This is a genomic window from Erythrobacter litoralis (assembly GCF_029760855.1).
GTDB classification, from domain to species: Bacteria; Pseudomonadota; Alphaproteobacteria; order Sphingomonadales; family Sphingomonadaceae; genus Qipengyuania; species Qipengyuania litoralis_A.
Genome location: NZ_SOSI01000004.1, coordinates 303,244 through 317,825, shown reverse-complemented (window position 1 = coordinate 317,825; position 14,582 = coordinate 303,244). Strand labels below are relative to the sequence as shown.

Here is a 14,582-nt window from a genome sequence, read left to right as displayed (position 1 = left end):
TCAAGGCGCAGGACCGAGACCCCCTCCGGGCCGTCCAATCGCCGCGGTTGTGCGTAATTAAAGTAAACTTGCGATTAATTTGCGCCGAGATGCTGGACTTGCGCGACAAACGGAGGGAACCGGCGGACGAACGGTTGCGATACCGGTCGGTCGCTGCCACCTTCGACATGTGAAAGACGGGACGATCAAGGCGGTCCTCGGGCCGACCAATACCGGCAAGACCCATCTCGCAATCGAGCGGATGTGCGCGTATTCGAGCGGGGCGATGGGTTTCCCCCTGCGACTTCTCGCTCGCGAGGTCTATGACCGGATCTGCGCGATAAAAGGCGAAAAGCAGGTCGCCCTCATTACCGGCGAGCAGCGCATCGAACCGCCGGATGCGCGCTACCTGTGCTGTACCGTGGAAGCCATGCCGCGAGATGCAGGCGGGCGCGCGTTCGTCGCATTGGACGAGGCGCAACTTTCCGCCGATCGGGAACGCGGGCACGTCTTTACCGATCGCTTGCTCAATACGCGAGGTCGGGAAGAGACCATGCTGCTGGGCGCGGCGACGCTCGAGCCGTTGGTGAAAGCACTGGTTCCGGAAGCGGAAATATCGGAGCGGCCGCGCTTCTCCACCCTCACCCATATCGGTCCGCGCAAACTCTCGCGCCTGCCGCCGCGCAGCGCGATCGTCGCTTTCAGTTCCGAGGCCGTTTATGCCGTCGCAGAGATGCTGCGCCGGTTCCGCGGCGGAGCGGCTGTGGTGATGGGTGCCTTGTCACCGGAAACGCGCAATCGGCAGGTCGAATTGTTCCAGAATGGCGAGGTGGATTACATCGTCGCTACCGATGCGATCGGCATGGGCCTCAATCTCGACGTCAATCACGTGGCGTTCGCAGGCCTCTCGAAGTTCGACGGCGTGCGGATGCGTCGCCTGCTGCCTTCTGAGATGGCGCAGATCGCGGGCCGGGCCGGGCGGCACCAGCGCGACGGAACCTTCGGTACGCTGGCGGGCGCGGGCAAGCAGACCGGCGCCACGCCCGAATTCACCGACGAGGAAGTGTATGCGATCGAGGAACATCGCTTCGCGCCGCTGACGCATCTCTACTGGCGCGAACCCGAACCGCGCTTCGACAATCTCGACACGCTGATCGCCGATCTCGAGCGTCCGCCCCAGGACGAGGCGCTACGCCTCGCGCCCGAAGCGATCGACCTCGCTACGCTGAAGCGGCTCGCCGAAGAGCCGGTGGCGGACGATATTCGCGGTCCCGGCATGGTCCGGCGTTTCTGGGAAGCCTGTTCGCTGCCAGATTTCCGCGCGCGGGGTCCGGATGTTCATGCCCGCTTCGTGGCGCGGCTCTGGGAAGACCTACGGAACGGCTATCTCGGTGCGGATTACGTCGCGGCACGCATCTCCGAACTCGACAATATGAGCGGCGACATCGATACCCTACAGGGCCGTATCGCCGCGATTCGCAGCTGGGCCTATATCTGCCAGCGGCCCGACTGGGTTCTGGCTCGCGACGAAATGGCGTCCCGCGCGCGCGGCGTCGAAGCCAAATTATCGGACGCGCTGCATGCGCGGCTGACCGAACGATTCGTAAACCGGAGGACTGCAATCCTGATGAAATCCGTAGGCCAGGATGCCGGCATGCTACCCATCGATCTTTCAGAAGACGGCGCGGTGACCGTCGAAGGCGAGCATCTCGGCCATGTCGAGGGCTTCCGCTTTGTCGTCGATCAGGCCGCCAATCATGCCGATCGCAAGATGATGATCGCGGCTGCCGAAAAGGCGCTCCCTCGCATCCTCGGCGAAAAGGCGGAGGCGCTGGCGGCCGGTGACCTCGCCGAGATCGAACTGTCCAAGGGCGCGATCCGTTGGAAGGGCCATACGCTGGCGAAGCTGGAACGGCGCGAGGGGCAGGTGAAGCCCGATCTCATTGCGGCGCGCGAGCTCGACAGCCTGCCGGAAAAGTCGCGCGAGACACTTTTGGCTGCGCTCGATGCGTGGCTCGACAAGGTGCTCGAGCCGCTCGAGCCGCTGCGCAAGATGCACATCGCCGCGCGTAATCCCGATGCGGGTTCGCAAGCGCGCGCGCTGCTACTCAATCTCATCCAGGGCCATGGATTTACCAGCCGCGAGAAGGCCGGGATCGAACATCTGCCGAAGGACATGCGCCCCTTCCTGCGCAAGATCGGCGTGACCTTCGGCGCGCTCGATATCTACGCGCTTCCGCTGCTGAAACCCGCACCGCGCCAGTTGCTGCGCGCGCTCGGGATCGACCGGCGCCCGCTCAACGAGGCCATGCTGCCGGTAATCGGCGAAACAAAAAGCTTGCCCTCGGGCTATCGCCCCGCGGGAACGCAGGCGATCCGCATCGATCTGGCCGAAAAGATTATCAAGGCGGCGCACGAGGCGCGCAGCAAGGCGGGCGAGCGGCGCAAATTCGTGCTCGACCTGTCGCTGCCGATTTCGATCGGGCTGGAAGAGCAGAATGCCATCCGCCTGCTCGGCACCGCTGGCTTCCGGGTCGACAAGGCACGTGCATTGTCCGAGGCTGCTTTCGGCCCGCCCCGCCCCGATCAGTGGCAATGGCGCCCTGCCCGGCGCAAGCCGCAACAATCGCATCGCCAAGCCCCCGCCCGGCCGCGGGAAGGGAGCGCCTTTGCCGGGCTGGCCGATTTGATGAAGCAAAACTGACCATGCGGATCGACCGGCTGCTGTGCTGCCTGCGCTTCACCCGGACGCGTAGCGCGGCACAGACGCTGATCGAAAGAGGGCACATCCGGTTGAATGGCGAACGCGTGATCCGCACCAGCCGCGACATTCGGGTGGGCGACGTCCTTACCCTGCCGCTCGGCCAGCGCATCCGTCTTATCGAGGTGGTAGCTATCCCGGAGCGCCGCGGGCCGCCGCGCGATGCGCAAGCCTGTTATCGCGACCTTGACCCGGAAGGACATTCCGCCATAGCGGGGGCCAAACATTCACCTAACGCCAGGAATCCGGCTCCATGACCTATGTCGTCACCGATGCATGCATCAAATGCAAATACACCGATTGCGTGGAAGTCTGCCCGGTAGACTGCTTCTACGAAGGCGAGAACATGCTCGTCATCAATCCGTCGGAATGCATCGATTGCGGCGTATGCGAACCGGAATGCCCGGCCGAGGCAATCCTGCCCGATACCGAGGACAATCTCGAAAAGTGGCTGGAGCTGAATACCAAGCTTTCCGCCGAGTGGCCGAACATCACCAGTCAGAAAGAGCCGCCCGCCGATGCCGACGAGCACAAGGGCGAAGAGGGCAAGTACGAGAAATATTTCTCTACGGAGCCGGGCGAAGGCGATTGATCCCCGCCGCCCCGCAATGACCTTCACGCTCCCCGGCTTCGACCTCGACCGGTTCGTCCGCGAGACGCTGGCAGAGGATCTTGGCGATGGTCTACCCGGGGGCGGGCGGGATGTAACTTCGGAAAGCATCATCCCCGCGGGGGCGCAATTTGCCGGCGTGATGGACAGCCGCGATCCGATTCGCGTCGCCGGCCTGCCGGTCGCGGCGGCATTCTTTCGCGCACTCGATCCCGATATGATAGTCGACATTCTGGTCGAGGAGGGTGCGGCGGTCGATCCAGGCTCCGATCTGATGCGGCTCGAAGGCAATGCCCGCGCCATGCTGACCGCGGAGCGCAGTGCGCTTAATACCGTGCAGCATCTTTCCGGCATCGCAACCATGGTGCGTGCCTATGTCGATGCGATGGATAACCCCGATTGTACCCTGCTCGATACCCGCAAGACCATCCCCGGCCTGCGGCACCTCGAAAAATACGCGGTGCGGATGGGCGGAGGAGCCAACCACCGTTTGGGCCTGTGGGATGCGGCGATGATCAAGGACAATCACGTACTGGTCGCCGGAAGCGTGGGCGAGGCGGTGCGGCGCGCGGTCGAAGCCGGGGTTGAGGACATTATTTGCGAAGTCGATCGGCTCGATCAGATCGAACCGGCCCTGGAAGCCGGCGCGACCCGGTTGCTGCTCGACAATATGGAACCCGCAATCTTGCGCGAAGCCGTCGCCATCGTCGCCGGACGGGTGCCGACCGAAGCAAGCGGCGGTATCCACCTCGATACGATCCGCGCAAAGGCCGCGACCGGCGTCGATTACGTATCGGTCGGACGGCTCACGCAAAGTGCGCCCGCCGCCGATATCGGGTTAGACTTTACCCCGCTGTAGATTTGCGGCATCGCACCTAGCGAATATCAGGGGGAAACGGACATGAAGCCGACGGCAATCAAGCGGTTCGACTGGCTTTATCTCGGTGCGATCGTGCTCAGCACCGTGGCCACATTCATCAATTACGACAGCCTCATGGCCCAGATGGAAGCCGAACTGGCGACCTCAGGTGCGGAAAGCGTGAGCAGTATCGCGCTGATCGGTGGTTTCGCTTTCGGGATCGTCGTGAGCCTCGCTCTGTGGTTCCTGGTGTCCGTTTTGAGGATCGGTCTGGTAAAATGGATCATTGCGATTTTCGCGGGTTGGGGCGCGGTCTCCTTTGTCTTGAGCATGCTGCAGACCGGCTTCGACGTATCGCTGGTCCTCGGCGCGATTGCCGTGATCATGAATGTAGCCGCAGCCGCCCTGCTATTCACGCCGGAGGCCAGGGCTTGGTTCGCTTCGAAGACAAGCGATCAGCCCGACTAACACGGGAGGCGAGTGTGACGCCCAGACCATCCCGGCCGGTATCCGTCCGCGCCTTCGATTCCCTGTATCTCGGATCGATTGCGCTCAATGTCGCGAATGTGATGCGCGATTGGGACGCAAATCTCGTTTCCGCGCAGGAGGAACTCGCGGGAACGGGTTTGTCGCCAAGCATTCTTCTGGCGGCCAGCATGGCCTTCTTCATCGGGCTCAGTCTGATCCTATGGTTGATGGCAGCGCATCTTCGAGTCGGCTTCGTGCGCTATTTGCTGATCGGCCTGCTCGTCTGGCAGGCACTTCCGGCTTTCGCACTGGTTCAGGACGATGTCGGATATAGCGATCTTGTCGTGCTCCTCTCGCTCGTCTTGCAGGCAGTCGCGCTTGCATTTGCGTTTCGTCGTGATGCGCGGGCATGGTTCAAGGGAACGACCGATGGTGGCCAGGATCCGCTCGGCTAGTATCGCGTTTGCTTTAGCGGCGGTTTCCATCCCGGCGGGCTTGCACGCACAGGCCTACCAATGCGCGTTGCCGGATGTCGTGCGGGTGCCGGATGTGGCGCGCGACGGCGAGGTGAGGCGATCGCCCATCACCGGCTATACGTTCGCCTTGTCATGGTCGCCCGAATTCTGCCGTTTTCGGGAAGGGGATCGAACCCGGGCGCGTCAATGTTCGGGCCGCTCCGGTCGGTTCGGGTTTACCGTGCATGGCTTGTGGCCCGATAGCGGGCGAGGCTGGCCGCAATGGTGCGCGCCGAGCGAACCGCCAGCCGCCGCACTCCAGCCCAATCGGTGCATCTCGCCCGATATGCATCTGCTCGCGCGACAATGGGCGAAGCACGGTAGTTGCATGGTGCGAAAGCCGCGGACCTATTACCGGGTTACGCGCATCCTGTACGCGGGGCTGCAATGGCCGGATTTCGTGCGCCTTTCGCGGGAGGACGACCTGAACGCCGGCATGGTGCGCGAACGGTTCGCCGACGCCAATCCCGGCTGGTTCGAAAACGCGATCGGCGTCCATCTAAACGAGCGCGGCTGGCTTCAGGAATTGCGTCTTTGTTACGATACGCGCTTCATGCCGATCGCCTGCGATGCCCGCCGCATCGGCGCAAAGGATGCAGCACCTGTGAAAATCTGGCGCGGGCTCTAGCGCCGCTCGCGGAAGAATTGCCGGAGCAAGTCGGCCGATCTTTCTTCCCCCATGCCGGAATAGATTTCCGGCCGATGCAGGCAGCCGGGTTGCTCGAAGATGCGCGCTCCATGTTCAACTGCTCCGCCTTTCGGATCGCTGGCGGCGAAATAGAGGCGTGTGATTCGCGCATGGACGATGGCACCGGCGCACATGGCGCAGGGTTCGAGTGTGACCCACAGGTCGCAACCGTCCAGCCGTTCCTGCCCGAGTCTTGCCGCCGCCTTGCGGATGGCAAGGATTTCGGCATGGGCGGTTGGGTCGCACGTTTCTCGAGGCCGGTTGTGGGCTTCGGCGATCACGTCACCGCCCTTCGTCACGACCGCACCCACAGGAACCTCGCCCGCGGCGGCGGATGCGTTTGCGAGTTCGAGCGCGCGTTGCATGGGGGAAGGCAAGGTCCATCGGGCCATGGTATGGCGCTAACCGCGGCGCTCGCCGGGCGCAACGCGCTTGACGATTCGGGAGGCCCCCGCTATGCGCGCCGCTTTCCGGGACAACGCCGAGCCCTTCGGCCCGCCATGCGGGACGCGGCCCAGCGCCCGCCCATTCGAACGAGAGACCCATCATGTCGCGCATTTGCGAACTCACCGGCAAGGGCCGCCAAGTCGGCCACAATGTGAGCCACGCCAACAACAAGACCAAGAAGGTCTTCCTGCCGAACCTGCAGAACGTCACGCTGCTGAGCGAAAAGCTGGATCGCAGCTTCAAGTTCCGCGTGTCGACGCACGGTCTTCGCTCGGTGGAGCACAATGGCGGTCTCGACAACTGGCTGATGAAGACGCGCGACGAAAAGCTGTCCTCGCGCGCTCTCAAGGTGAAGCGCGAACTGAAGAAGGCCGCTGCCGAAGCCGCCTGACCGGCGGGCTTTCGAGCCCCTTGCATAGACAATTCAGAGGCGTCCGGAGCGATCCGGGCGCCTTTTGCCGTTACCGCGCGCCGCGCGGCCAGACCAGCTTGAGCAGCAAGGTGCGCTGAAAACGAAAGAAGTTGTCGTCTGAAATCAGCCAGATCGCCCAGTCGCCGTTCGCTTCGACCGTGACCGTCGCGCCTTCGTAATTGTCGGTCGGAGTGGGTTCGTCGATTTCGGCTAGAAGCTTACTGCGCAGCAATCCCCCCGCCCCGATATCTGCCGGGTCGGCCGTGACGAGGCGAACACCGAAGCGGATAGGCAGGGCAAGATGAACCTTCCGCAGCACGACGAGAATGCGCCCGTCGGGCAGGCGCGTCGCATCGGATGGGCGGTATCCGTCGGCACCTTCGAACAGGAACGGGATCGGTTTCCCGCCGCGTGTCGGGTCCGACGCGAACAGCAAGGCGCGATGGCGGCCCGCGCTTATCGAATCTTCCTCGATCACAACGAAGCGCCCGTCCCTTAACCGTACCAGCGACTCGGGACCTGAATTCGCACCCCAGTCGCGCATTTCGGCCGGCCGGACTTCGGCACGCTTCTGCAATTGCGGGCCGAACCTCATAATCGCCTGCGCCCATTCGAGCCCAGCCCAAACCTCGCCGGTTTCCGGATCGTCGGTCAGCGATTCGATATCGACATGCACCTTGTCGACGCGGGCGAAATCGACGAATTTGTCGAGTGTCGGCGCGGCCCTGTTGCGGTCGGGCCGGGGCAGGCGCATCAGACGTCCTGCGTCGTTCGCGGCGAGAAACGCGCCGTCACGCCTATCGACCAGTGCCGAATAGCCGCCGAAATGATCGTTCTCGCTGCGCAGGACCCACGCGCCGGCCAATAGAAGCGGCCCGGTGCGCAGTTGCGGCACCCGCAGTTTCTCGACCGTGACGGGCGAGGTAAAGTCCGGCGGTGGCGGGGTTTCTCGCACGAAAGTACCGGGCGCAAGGCCGAGCGCGGTGAGAGCGAGCAGGATCAGCCGGGTGGGACGGCGCATCTGGAAAGCGCGGCGGTTCAGGGCATCGGCGGCAGGAACAGCAGCGGATCGAGCCGCGCGTCCCGCCATTTGATGCTCCAGTGCAGGTGCGGACCGGTCGCCCGTCCCGTCGCACCGATCCGCCCGAGCGGCTGGCCCTGCTTTACCGTCTGCCCCTCACGCACGAACAGTTCGGAGGAGTGAAGGAACGCGCTGTTGAGGCCCTGTCCGTGATCGATGATCAGCAAGCGGCCTTCCAGGCTGAAATCGTCCGCCGCAAGCGTAACGACACCGTCCGCCGGGGCGACATAGGTGGTGCCCTGCCCGCCCGCGATGTCGAGGCCAGAATGGTAGCTGCCCGGCTCGCCCCGATAGATACGCTGTGACCCGAAGCGGCCGGAAATGCGCCCCGTCACCGGCCATTTGAACGCTTGCGACCAGCCTGTGCTATCTGTCTCGATCTCGCGTGCCGCATAGATGGCTTCGAGCTCGGGGCGACGACGCTGCATGAACGCCTCGGACGGGCCGCCGGATCGGCGCGCGACATTGACCCGCTCGATATTCCAGTCGCGCGGCGCGACTTTCAGCGGGCTGGTTATCAGCCGGCCGTCGGCAAGCGTGGCCGTCAAGGTTGCGGCTGGCCCGGCGTCGCGGTCGAAGCCGGCGAAGAAGCGGCCGTCCTTGTCGAGCATGAGGGCGGTATCGCCCAGTTTCGCCGATACTGCGCCGCCCGGGGCCTGACCGCGGATCCAGCCACCTTGTTCGAGCTCGCCGTCGAACGAAAAGATCGCCGGTCGAGTGGGTGTGGGTCTGGGCATCGGCGCCGGGGGAGGCGGCGGGGCGGCGCGTACCGGTTGCACCACCTCGCTAGGTTGCACTTCGGCGACCGGCGCGTTCCCGCCTTGCGGGATACAGGCCGAGAGCGAAGCCGAGAAAAATACGAAAACCGCGACCTGGCGAAAGCTCACGGTTTCAGTCGCTCGGTCGCGAGTTGCGCGCTAGCATAGGGTTCCTGGTGCTCGACCGACCAGTAGCGCAGTTCTTCCAGCGAGATCGGCACGCCGCTTTGCGCGCAGGTCACGAACTGGCCCGCGCGCAGCACGCGAAAGCCGTTCGGCCCGTAGTGCAGTTTCGCCTCGCCGGAATTGCGGCCGGTATCCTTGTTCATCAGCATGCCGCGATGCCTAGCAGGCGCGGATTAACCGAACAAATCTTCCTGCGCGCCGCCGGTCGATTTGCGCTTGGTCGTCCGCTTGCGGGGTGCGGGCGCCGCCCCCTCACCCACAGTTGCGGCAAGATCGCCGTCGCGGAACTTCAGTGTCAACGCCCCCGCCGCTTCGGCCTGTTCACGCAGGGTCAGCGTCTTTCCAGCCTGATCGGTTACCCGCACGAAACCGCGTTGCAGCACGGTATCAGGGTCGAGCGAACGCATCACCCGCGCAAGTGCCGCCAGCCGCTCGCGCCGTTCGCTAAGAGGGCGGCGAATCAGCGTCGGCGACAAGCGCTGTGCGGCTAATGCGCCACGCGATTCGCGCAAGGCGCGCTGCAACACCATCGGGGTCAGTCGCAGTTCGCCAAGACGTTCCCGCCCCGCCGCCGCCCGATCGACCAGGCCACGGCGCAGCCGTTCGGAAAGATCGTCGAGCTTTTGCGCCTGTGGTTGCAGCAGGGCTTCGGGCTTCGGCAGCCGCTGCGCCCGCGCCTCCAGCCGCTCCCGCCCCATCGCCACCGGTCGCAACGCACATTGCCGCTGGCGATGGACATAATCGGCGAGGGTGGCGGCCAGTTCGGCGCGGACCGGCACGGCCATTTCCGCGGCGGCGGTGGGCGTTGGCGCGCGTCGGTCCGCCGCATAGTCCGCCAGCGTCGTGTCGGTTTCATGCCCAACCGCGCAGATCGTGGGTATCGAGCATTCGGCGACCGCACGCACCACCGCTTCCTCGTTGAAGCTCCACAGATCCTCGATCGAGCCGCCGCCGCGCGCCACGATGACGAGGTCGGGGCGGTCGGGATGCCCTTCGGGCATGGCGGAAAAGCCGCGCACCGCGCCCGCCACCTGATCTGCAGCGCCGCTGCCCTGCACCAGTACCGGCCACACGATCACGCGGCTCGGGAATCGGTCGGCCAGCCGATGGAGGATGTCCCGAATCACCGCACCCGTGGGCGACGTCACCACCCCGATGGTGGCAGGGAGGAACGGCAGCGCCCGCTTGCGTTCAGCGTCGAAAAGGCCTTCCCCCGCAAGGCGCGCCTTGGTTTTTTCAAGCAGCGCAAGCAGCGCCCCTTCACCTGCCAATTCCATGCGCTCGATCACGATCTGGTATTTCGAACGCCCGGGATAGGTCGTCAGCTTGCCGCTCGCGACCACCTCCAGTCCGTCCTCCGGCTGGAACGGCAGGCGCACCGTGCCGCTCCGCCACATCACCCCGTCGATCACCGCCTTCTCGTCCTTCAGCGCACAATAGAGGTGCCCGCTTGCCGCGCGTTTGACGCCCGACAGCTCGCCGCGCAGGCGCACGAAGCCGAACCGGTCCTCCACTGTGCGCTTCAACTGGGCAGAAATCTCGCTCACCGAAAGCGGCACGGCGTTGTCGCCGGGGCGGCCCTTCGCTACCAGATCGGCTTCTTCGCTATCGGACGGGAAATCGGCGGGCATGAATATCCTTTTGCTGGGCAGCGGCGGCCGCGAACATGCGCTTGCCTGGAAAATGGCGCAATCGCCGCGCTGCGACAAGCTATGGGCGAGCCCGGGCAATCCCGGGATAGCCGAACATGCGGAATGCGTGGAGCTGGATGCAGGCGACCATGACGCCGTTGCCGAATTCTGCCGCGCGAACGCGATCGGTCTCATCGTAATAGGGCCGGAGGCGCCGCTGGTGGATGGCCTGGCCGACAGTCTGCGCGGCGCGGGCTTCGCCGTGTTCGGCCCCTCCAAGGCCGCCGCCAGGTTGGAAGGCAGCAAGAGCTTCACAAAGGAGCTGTGCGAGCGTGCAGGCATCCCGACGGCGAAATTCGTTCGCTGCACCTCGCTCGAAGCCGGATGGGGCGCCCTCAAGAAGTTCGATCCGCCCTTCGTCCTCAAGGCGGACGGACTGGCCGCGGGCAAGGGCGTGGTGATTGCCGAGACCCGCGAGGAAGCGCAGCACGCGCTCGCCGAGATGTTCGAGGGCAAGTTCGGTCCGGCGGGAAGCGAGGTCGTCATCGAGCAGTTCCTAACCGGCGAGGAGGCGAGCTTCTTCGCCCTTACCGATGGTGAGGCTATCGTGCCGCTGGGCAGCGCGCAGGATCACAAGCGCGTGGGCGAAGGCGATACCGGACCCAACACGGGCGGCATGGGAGCCTACTCGCCCGCGCCGGTTCTGGCGCCGGACCTCGAAGCGAGAGCCATGCGCGAAATCATCGAACCCACCGTGAAGGCGATGCGCGAGGAGGGCTATCCCTATTCGGGCGTGCTCTATGCCGGACTGATGCTGACGCCGGGCGGGCCGCAGCTGATCGAATACAATGCGCGCTTCGGCGACCCGGAATGTCAGGTGCTGATGATGCGGCTGGAAAGCGATCTGGTCGACCTGATGCTGGCCTGCGCCGAAGGACGGCTGGGCGAGATCGAACGGCCCGCCCTGTCAGGCGATTTCGCGCTGACCGTGGTGATGGCTGCGGAGGGTTATCCCGATACGCCCAAAAAGGGCGGGGCGATCGATCTGGGTGAGGCGGAGGCGCAAGGCGCGAAAGTCTTCCACGCCGGGACGAAGCGCGAGGGCGGTGCGCTAACTGCAAACGGCGGGCGCGTCCTGAACGTCACAGCACAGGGCACCAGCGCGAGCGAAGCCCAGCGCGCCGCCTATGCCGCCGTCGATGCGATCGACTTCCCCACCGGCTTCTGCCGACGAGACATCGGCCAACGCGAAGTGCGGCGGGAGCGGGGGTGACTAGGGCGTTTTCGTCTCCCTCAATTGATTTTGGCAAGATAGGATGCGTGCGATTTGCGGATGCTGTCGCAGAAACACTGCCGCTGCTTGAGAAACTCTCTTCTCGATATAACGAGGTAAATGCAGGCACCCGGATCGCCCGCGATGCCGCTCTTTATGACTTTGTATCTCCGGAGAGCGATGTCGGCCGTCTCGTATGCTCATTCCTGCCAAATGCCAGGCCGGTTCGAGCGATTCTTTTCAATAAGACAGCGCAGAACAACTGGGCGCTTGGCTGGCATCAAGACCGGACCATTTGCGTAAGAGAACGAGTCGATACTGGCGGGTTCGGTCCATGGTCCACAAAGCACGGCATACTGCACGTCGAACCGCCGTTCGAGTATATCGAAGGGATGATCACGGTCCGACTTCATCTGGACAAGGTCTCGGCAGCGAACGCTCCACTGCTCGTGGCGAATGGCAGCCACCGCATTGGAAAGGTTGCCGCCGGCGATATTCGATCGGCGATTGCGAAATGCCCGACGACAACGTGTTTCGCCGCTTCCGGTGACGTTTGGCTCTACAGCACGCCGATCATTCATGCATCCGAACGTTCGATGATCGATCATCCTCGCAGAGTCCTGCAAGTTGACTATTCGGCGGATCGCTTGCCCAACGGATTGGAATGGACAGGCATTTGCTAACGGGAAACCAGCCGTTAGGAGCGCTCCATCAAAGCCCGTAAATCCGCCTCGGGCCGTGCACCCATGTGTGAAATCACTTCCGCCGCGCAAATCGCGCCCATTCTCAGGCAGCGCTCCAGGCTTTCGCCGCGAGCGTGTCCGGTGAGGAAGCCTGCGGCGAAGAGGTCGCCCGCGCCGGTGGTATCAACCACTTTGTCGACCGGTTCGGCGTCTACTTCAGCGCGCTCTCCATTCCCGATTGCGACCGCGCCGTTCGCCCCGCGCGTCGCGACCAGGGTCGGGACCTTGTCCTTCAGCGCGGCGAGGCCGGCCTCGAACTCCTTTTCGCCGGTCAACGTCGCCAGTTCGCCCTCGTTGACGAACAGGATGTCAATCTGCCCTTCCTCGATCAGCGCGCGGAAATCGTCGCCGTGGCGATCGATCACGAAGCTTTCGCTGGCAGTGAACGCGACCTTGCGGCCCGCCTTGCGCGAGACTTCGATCGCCCGGCGCATGGCGCTGCGCGGCTCTTCCGGATCCCACAGATAGCCTTCGAGGTAGAGGATACCGGCGCTGGCGATCAGCTCGTCGTCCAGCGCGGCTGGCGGCAGATACTGGCTCGCACCGAGGAAGGTGTTCATCGTACGCTCGCCATCGGGCGTCACGAAGATGAGGCAGCGCGCGGTCGGCGGATCGCCGTCGCGCGGGGCGGTGTCGAACTCGATGCCGACGGCGCGGATGTCGTGCGCGAAGATATCGCCGAGCTGATCGTTCGCTACTTGGCCGACAAAAGCGCACTGCGCACCGAGCGCCGCCATGCCGGCGAGCGTATTGGCCGCCGAACCACCGGAAATCTCGGTTGCCCGGCCCATCGCATCGTACAGTTCCTTCGCCCGCTCGGTATCGACAAGGGTCATCCCGCCCTTGGCCAGGTCGAGTTCGTCGATCAGGTCGTCCTCGCAGGTTGCCATCACATCGACGATGGCGTTTCCGATGGCGATTACGTCGTAGCGGGGTTCGGTCATTTGGGCTCCGGATGTGTCGTTCGACGGCGGCGGGTAGCGGTTTGTCGCGCGGCTTGGAAGGGCGACGTTGACTTGGCCGCCCCGCGCCCGCAATCGCAGCGCCGATGCTGCGCCTGCCCACCGCCCTTGCCTTGTCGATCGCGCAGCTCGGCGATCCGGCGATCCTGAAGGTCCTGGCGAAAAGCCTGGCGATCACGTTGGCGGTGTTCGTGCTCGCCGGCGGCGTCCTGTTGACCGCGCTGTATCGTTATCTGCTGACAACGGGCTTCGCATTCAGTGCCGAAGTCAGCACGCTGGCCGCGATCGTCCTCACGATTATTGCGGGATGGCTGCTATTTCGCCTTGTGGCCCTGTTCGTCCTGCAATTCTTCGCCGACGAGGTGGTGCGCGCCGTCGAGCATAGGCATTACCCGGCTGCCGCGCGTGGCGTTCGAGATGTCCTCATGAGCGAAGAGCTTCGCGCCAGCTTCAGGGGTTTCCTGCGCACCGTCGCGTTCAATTTGGTCGCGCTCCCCTCCGCCATCCTGCTGCTGGCAACCGGGATCGGTACGGCAATCCTGTTCTGGGCAGTCAATGCCTGGCTGCTAGGGCGCGAATTGCAGGACATGGTCTGGCTGCGCCATCGCCGCTCGCCGGAGGAGGTTCAACCGTTGAACGGGCCGACCCGCTTTGCCCTCGGCGGCGTGGTGGCCGCCCTGCTTCTTGTGCCGTTCGCCAATCTGCTCGCCCCGGTTCTCGGCGCCGCGAGCGCGACCCATCTTGTTCACCGGAGCCGCCATGCGCCAGCGTAATCTTTTCACCTTGATCCTGTTGCCGATCCTGTTGTCGGCCTGCGTCTCCTCGCCGAAGACGCCTTATCGCATCCCTTCCCGTGGAACGAGCGCGCCCGGCCCCGTGCCGCCGCAACGCCAGCCGGCCCCGAACGCGCCGGCAAGCGATGGCTTCATCGTGCCCGAGATTATGCGCGCGCCGGGGCTCGAAGGTATCATCGGCCGCAATGCCACGGCGCTTGCCAATATTTTCGGGGCGCCCCGGCTCGATGTGGCCGAGGGCGATGCGCAGAAGCTTCAATTCACTGGCCAGGCCTGCGTGCTGGATATCTACCTTTATCCGCTGCGCCCCGGCGCAGAGCCGAGCGCAACCCATATCGAAGCGCGTCGTGCGAGCGACGGGCAAAGTGTCGACCGGGCGTCGTGCATTGCAGCGCTGCGACGTTGAGGCCAAACC

Annotated in this window: 18 protein-coding genes; 12 read left to right on the top strand and 6 right to left on the bottom strand. The window is 64.4% G+C overall.

Annotated elements, in window-relative coordinates:
• Nucleotides 1-169 precede the first annotated feature (169 nt).
• The 7 genes from E3U23_RS09890 to E3U23_RS09860 are packed head-to-tail and all read left to right on the top strand — an operon-like array spanning nt 170 to nt 5,820.
• Nucleotides 170-2,683, top strand: coding sequence for a helicase-related protein (locus E3U23_RS09890; RefSeq protein WP_431732677.1), 2,514 nt, complete (start codon nt 170-172; stop codon nt 2,681-2,683).
• Between the two features lie 2 nt (nt 2,684-2,685).
• Complete coding sequence (locus E3U23_RS09885) at nt 2,686-2,997, top strand: RNA-binding S4 domain-containing protein (protein ID WP_279351078.1); 312 nt, start codon at nt 2,686-2,688, stop codon at nt 2,995-2,997.
• Nucleotides 2,994-3,332, top strand: a complete 339-nt coding sequence (gene fdxA / locus E3U23_RS09880) for a ferredoxin FdxA (protein WP_279351077.1) — start codon at nt 2,994-2,996, stop codon at nt 3,330-3,332. Before E3U23_RS09885 ends, fdxA begins: the two co-directional genes overlap by 4 nt.
• Nucleotides 3,333-3,348: 16 nt before the next feature.
• Entirely contained in the window at nt 3,349-4,209 is an 861-nt protein-coding gene (nadC, locus tag E3U23_RS09875) for a carboxylating nicotinate-nucleotide diphosphorylase (RefSeq protein WP_279351076.1), read from the top strand.
• 42 nt (nt 4,210-4,251) lie between these two features.
• On the top strand, nt 4,252-4,677 hold the full coding sequence (locus E3U23_RS09870) for a hypothetical protein (protein WP_279351075.1): 426 nt from the start codon (nt 4,252-4,254) through the stop codon (nt 4,675-4,677).
• 14 nt (nt 4,678-4,691) lie between these two features.
• On the top strand, nt 4,692-5,132 hold the full coding sequence (locus tag E3U23_RS09865; RefSeq protein ID WP_279351074.1) for a hypothetical protein: 441 nt from the start codon (nt 4,692-4,694) through the stop codon (nt 5,130-5,132).
• Nucleotides 5,107-5,820 (top strand): ribonuclease T2 family protein, encoded by a 714-nt coding sequence (locus E3U23_RS09860; protein ID WP_279351073.1) that lies wholly within the window; start codon nt 5,107-5,109, stop codon nt 5,818-5,820. Before E3U23_RS09865 ends, E3U23_RS09860 begins: the two co-directional genes overlap by 26 nt.
• On the opposite strand, the gene E3U23_RS09855 is transcribed toward E3U23_RS09860, so the two are convergent.
• Complete coding sequence (locus tag E3U23_RS09855) at nt 5,817-6,272, bottom strand: nucleoside deaminase (protein ID WP_279351072.1); 456 nt, start codon at nt 6,270-6,272, stop codon at nt 5,817-5,819. The genes E3U23_RS09860 and E3U23_RS09855 overlap by 4 nt on opposite strands.
• Before the next feature lie 155 nt (nt 6,273-6,427).
• Between E3U23_RS09855 and rpmB the strand changes: the two genes are divergently transcribed.
• The gene (gene rpmB / locus E3U23_RS09850; RefSeq protein ID WP_279351071.1) at nt 6,428-6,718 is read left to right on the top strand and encodes a 50S ribosomal protein L28; all 291 of its coding nucleotides are present in this window, start codon (nt 6,428-6,430) and stop codon (nt 6,716-6,718) included.
• Nucleotides 6,719-6,788: 70 nt separating this feature from the next.
• Here rpmB and E3U23_RS09845 read toward each other — a convergent pair whose 3' ends face one another.
• From E3U23_RS09845 to xseA, 4 genes are read right to left on the bottom strand one after another with little or no spacing between them, the layout of a single operon-like run.
• On the bottom strand, nt 6,789-7,829 hold the full coding sequence (locus tag E3U23_RS09845; RefSeq protein WP_279351070.1) for an esterase-like activity of phytase family protein: 1,041 nt from the start codon (nt 7,827-7,829) through the stop codon (nt 6,789-6,791).
• Complete coding sequence (locus E3U23_RS09840) at nt 7,778-8,707, bottom strand: M23 family metallopeptidase (protein ID WP_431732676.1); 930 nt, start codon at nt 8,705-8,707, stop codon at nt 7,778-7,780. The genes E3U23_RS09845 and E3U23_RS09840 overlap by 52 nt, the downstream gene beginning before the upstream one ends.
• Nucleotides 8,704-8,913, bottom strand: coding sequence for a DUF2093 domain-containing protein (locus E3U23_RS09835; protein ID WP_279351069.1), 210 nt, complete (start codon nt 8,911-8,913; stop codon nt 8,704-8,706). The genes E3U23_RS09840 and E3U23_RS09835 overlap by 4 nt, the downstream gene beginning before the upstream one ends.
• Before the next feature lie 24 nt (nt 8,914-8,937).
• Nucleotides 8,938-10,395 (bottom strand): exodeoxyribonuclease VII large subunit, encoded by a 1,458-nt coding sequence (gene xseA / locus E3U23_RS09830; protein ID WP_279351068.1) that lies wholly within the window; start codon nt 10,393-10,395, stop codon nt 8,938-8,940.
• On the opposite strand from xseA, the gene purD reads away from it, so the two are divergent.
• Both purD and E3U23_RS09820 read left to right on the top strand, forming a co-directional pair.
• On the top strand, nt 10,394-11,668 hold the full coding sequence (purD, locus tag E3U23_RS09825; protein WP_279351067.1) for a phosphoribosylamine--glycine ligase: 1,275 nt from the start codon (nt 10,394-10,396) through the stop codon (nt 11,666-11,668). The two genes, xseA and purD, sit on opposite strands and share 2 nt — an antisense overlap.
• 47 nt (nt 11,669-11,715) lie before the next feature.
• Nucleotides 11,716-12,351, top strand: coding sequence for a phytanoyl-CoA dioxygenase family protein (locus E3U23_RS09820; RefSeq protein ID WP_279351066.1), 636 nt, complete (start codon nt 11,716-11,718; stop codon nt 12,349-12,351).
• Nucleotides 12,352-12,365: 14 nt separating this feature from the next.
• On the opposite strand, the gene E3U23_RS09815 is transcribed toward E3U23_RS09820, so the two are convergent.
• Nucleotides 12,366-13,355, bottom strand: coding sequence for an adenosine kinase (locus E3U23_RS09815; protein WP_279351065.1), 990 nt, complete (start codon nt 13,353-13,355; stop codon nt 12,366-12,368).
• Nucleotides 13,356-13,459: 104 nt separating this feature from the next.
• On the opposite strand from E3U23_RS09815, the gene E3U23_RS09810 reads away from it, so the two are divergent.
• On the top strand, nt 13,460-14,146 hold the full coding sequence (locus E3U23_RS09810; protein WP_279351064.1) for an EI24 domain-containing protein: 687 nt from the start codon (nt 13,460-13,462) through the stop codon (nt 14,144-14,146).
• The gene (locus tag E3U23_RS09805) at nt 14,133-14,573 is read left to right on the top strand and encodes a hypothetical protein (protein WP_279351063.1); all 441 of its coding nucleotides are present in this window, start codon (nt 14,133-14,135) and stop codon (nt 14,571-14,573) included. The genes E3U23_RS09810 and E3U23_RS09805 overlap by 14 nt, the downstream gene beginning before the upstream one ends.
• The last annotated feature ends 9 nt before the right edge of the window (nt 14,574-14,582 follow it).

What these genes read in the sequence shown, in the direction of transcription:
- E3U23_RS09885 (WP_279351078.1), top strand. Translation starts at nt 2,686, where the DNA reads ATGCGGATCGACCGGCTGCTGTGCTGCCTGCGCTTCACCCGGACGCGT.
- fdxA (WP_279351077.1), top strand. Translation starts at nt 2,994, where the DNA reads ATGACCTATGTCGTCACCGATGCATGCATCAAATGCAAATACACCGAT.
- nadC (WP_279351076.1), top strand. Translation starts at nt 3,349, where the DNA reads ATGACCTTCACGCTCCCCGGCTTCGACCTCGACCGGTTCGTCCGCGAG.
- E3U23_RS09870 (WP_279351075.1), top strand. Translation starts at nt 4,252, where the DNA reads ATGAAGCCGACGGCAATCAAGCGGTTCGACTGGCTTTATCTCGGTGCG.
- E3U23_RS09860 (WP_279351073.1), top strand. Translation starts at nt 5,107, where the DNA reads ATGGTGGCCAGGATCCGCTCGGCTAGTATCGCGTTTGCTTTAGCGGCG.
- E3U23_RS09855 (WP_279351072.1), bottom strand. Translation starts at nt 6,272, where the DNA reads ATGGCCCGATGGACCTTGCCTTCCCCCATGCAACGCGCGCTCGAACTC.
- rpmB (WP_279351071.1), top strand. Translation starts at nt 6,428, where the DNA reads ATGTCGCGCATTTGCGAACTCACCGGCAAGGGCCGCCAAGTCGGCCAC.
- E3U23_RS09845 (WP_279351070.1), bottom strand. Translation starts at nt 7,829, where the DNA reads ATGGCGGGACGCGCGGCTCGATCCGCTGCTGTTCCTGCCGCCGATGCC.
- E3U23_RS09835 (WP_279351069.1), bottom strand. Translation starts at nt 8,913, where the DNA reads ATGCTGATGAACAAGGATACCGGCCGCAATTCCGGCGAGGCGAAACTG.
- purD (WP_279351067.1), top strand. Translation starts at nt 10,394, where the DNA reads ATGAATATCCTTTTGCTGGGCAGCGGCGGCCGCGAACATGCGCTTGCC.
- xseA (WP_279351068.1), bottom strand. Translation starts at nt 10,395, where the DNA reads ATGCCCGCCGATTTCCCGTCCGATAGCGAAGAAGCCGATCTGGTAGCG.
- E3U23_RS09815 (WP_279351065.1), bottom strand. Translation starts at nt 13,355, where the DNA reads ATGACCGAACCCCGCTACGACGTAATCGCCATCGGAAACGCCATCGTC.
- E3U23_RS09810 (WP_279351064.1), top strand. Translation starts at nt 13,460, where the DNA reads ATGCTGCGCCTGCCCACCGCCCTTGCCTTGTCGATCGCGCAGCTCGGC.
- E3U23_RS09805 (WP_279351063.1), top strand. Translation starts at nt 14,133, where the DNA reads ATGCGCCAGCGTAATCTTTTCACCTTGATCCTGTTGCCGATCCTGTTG.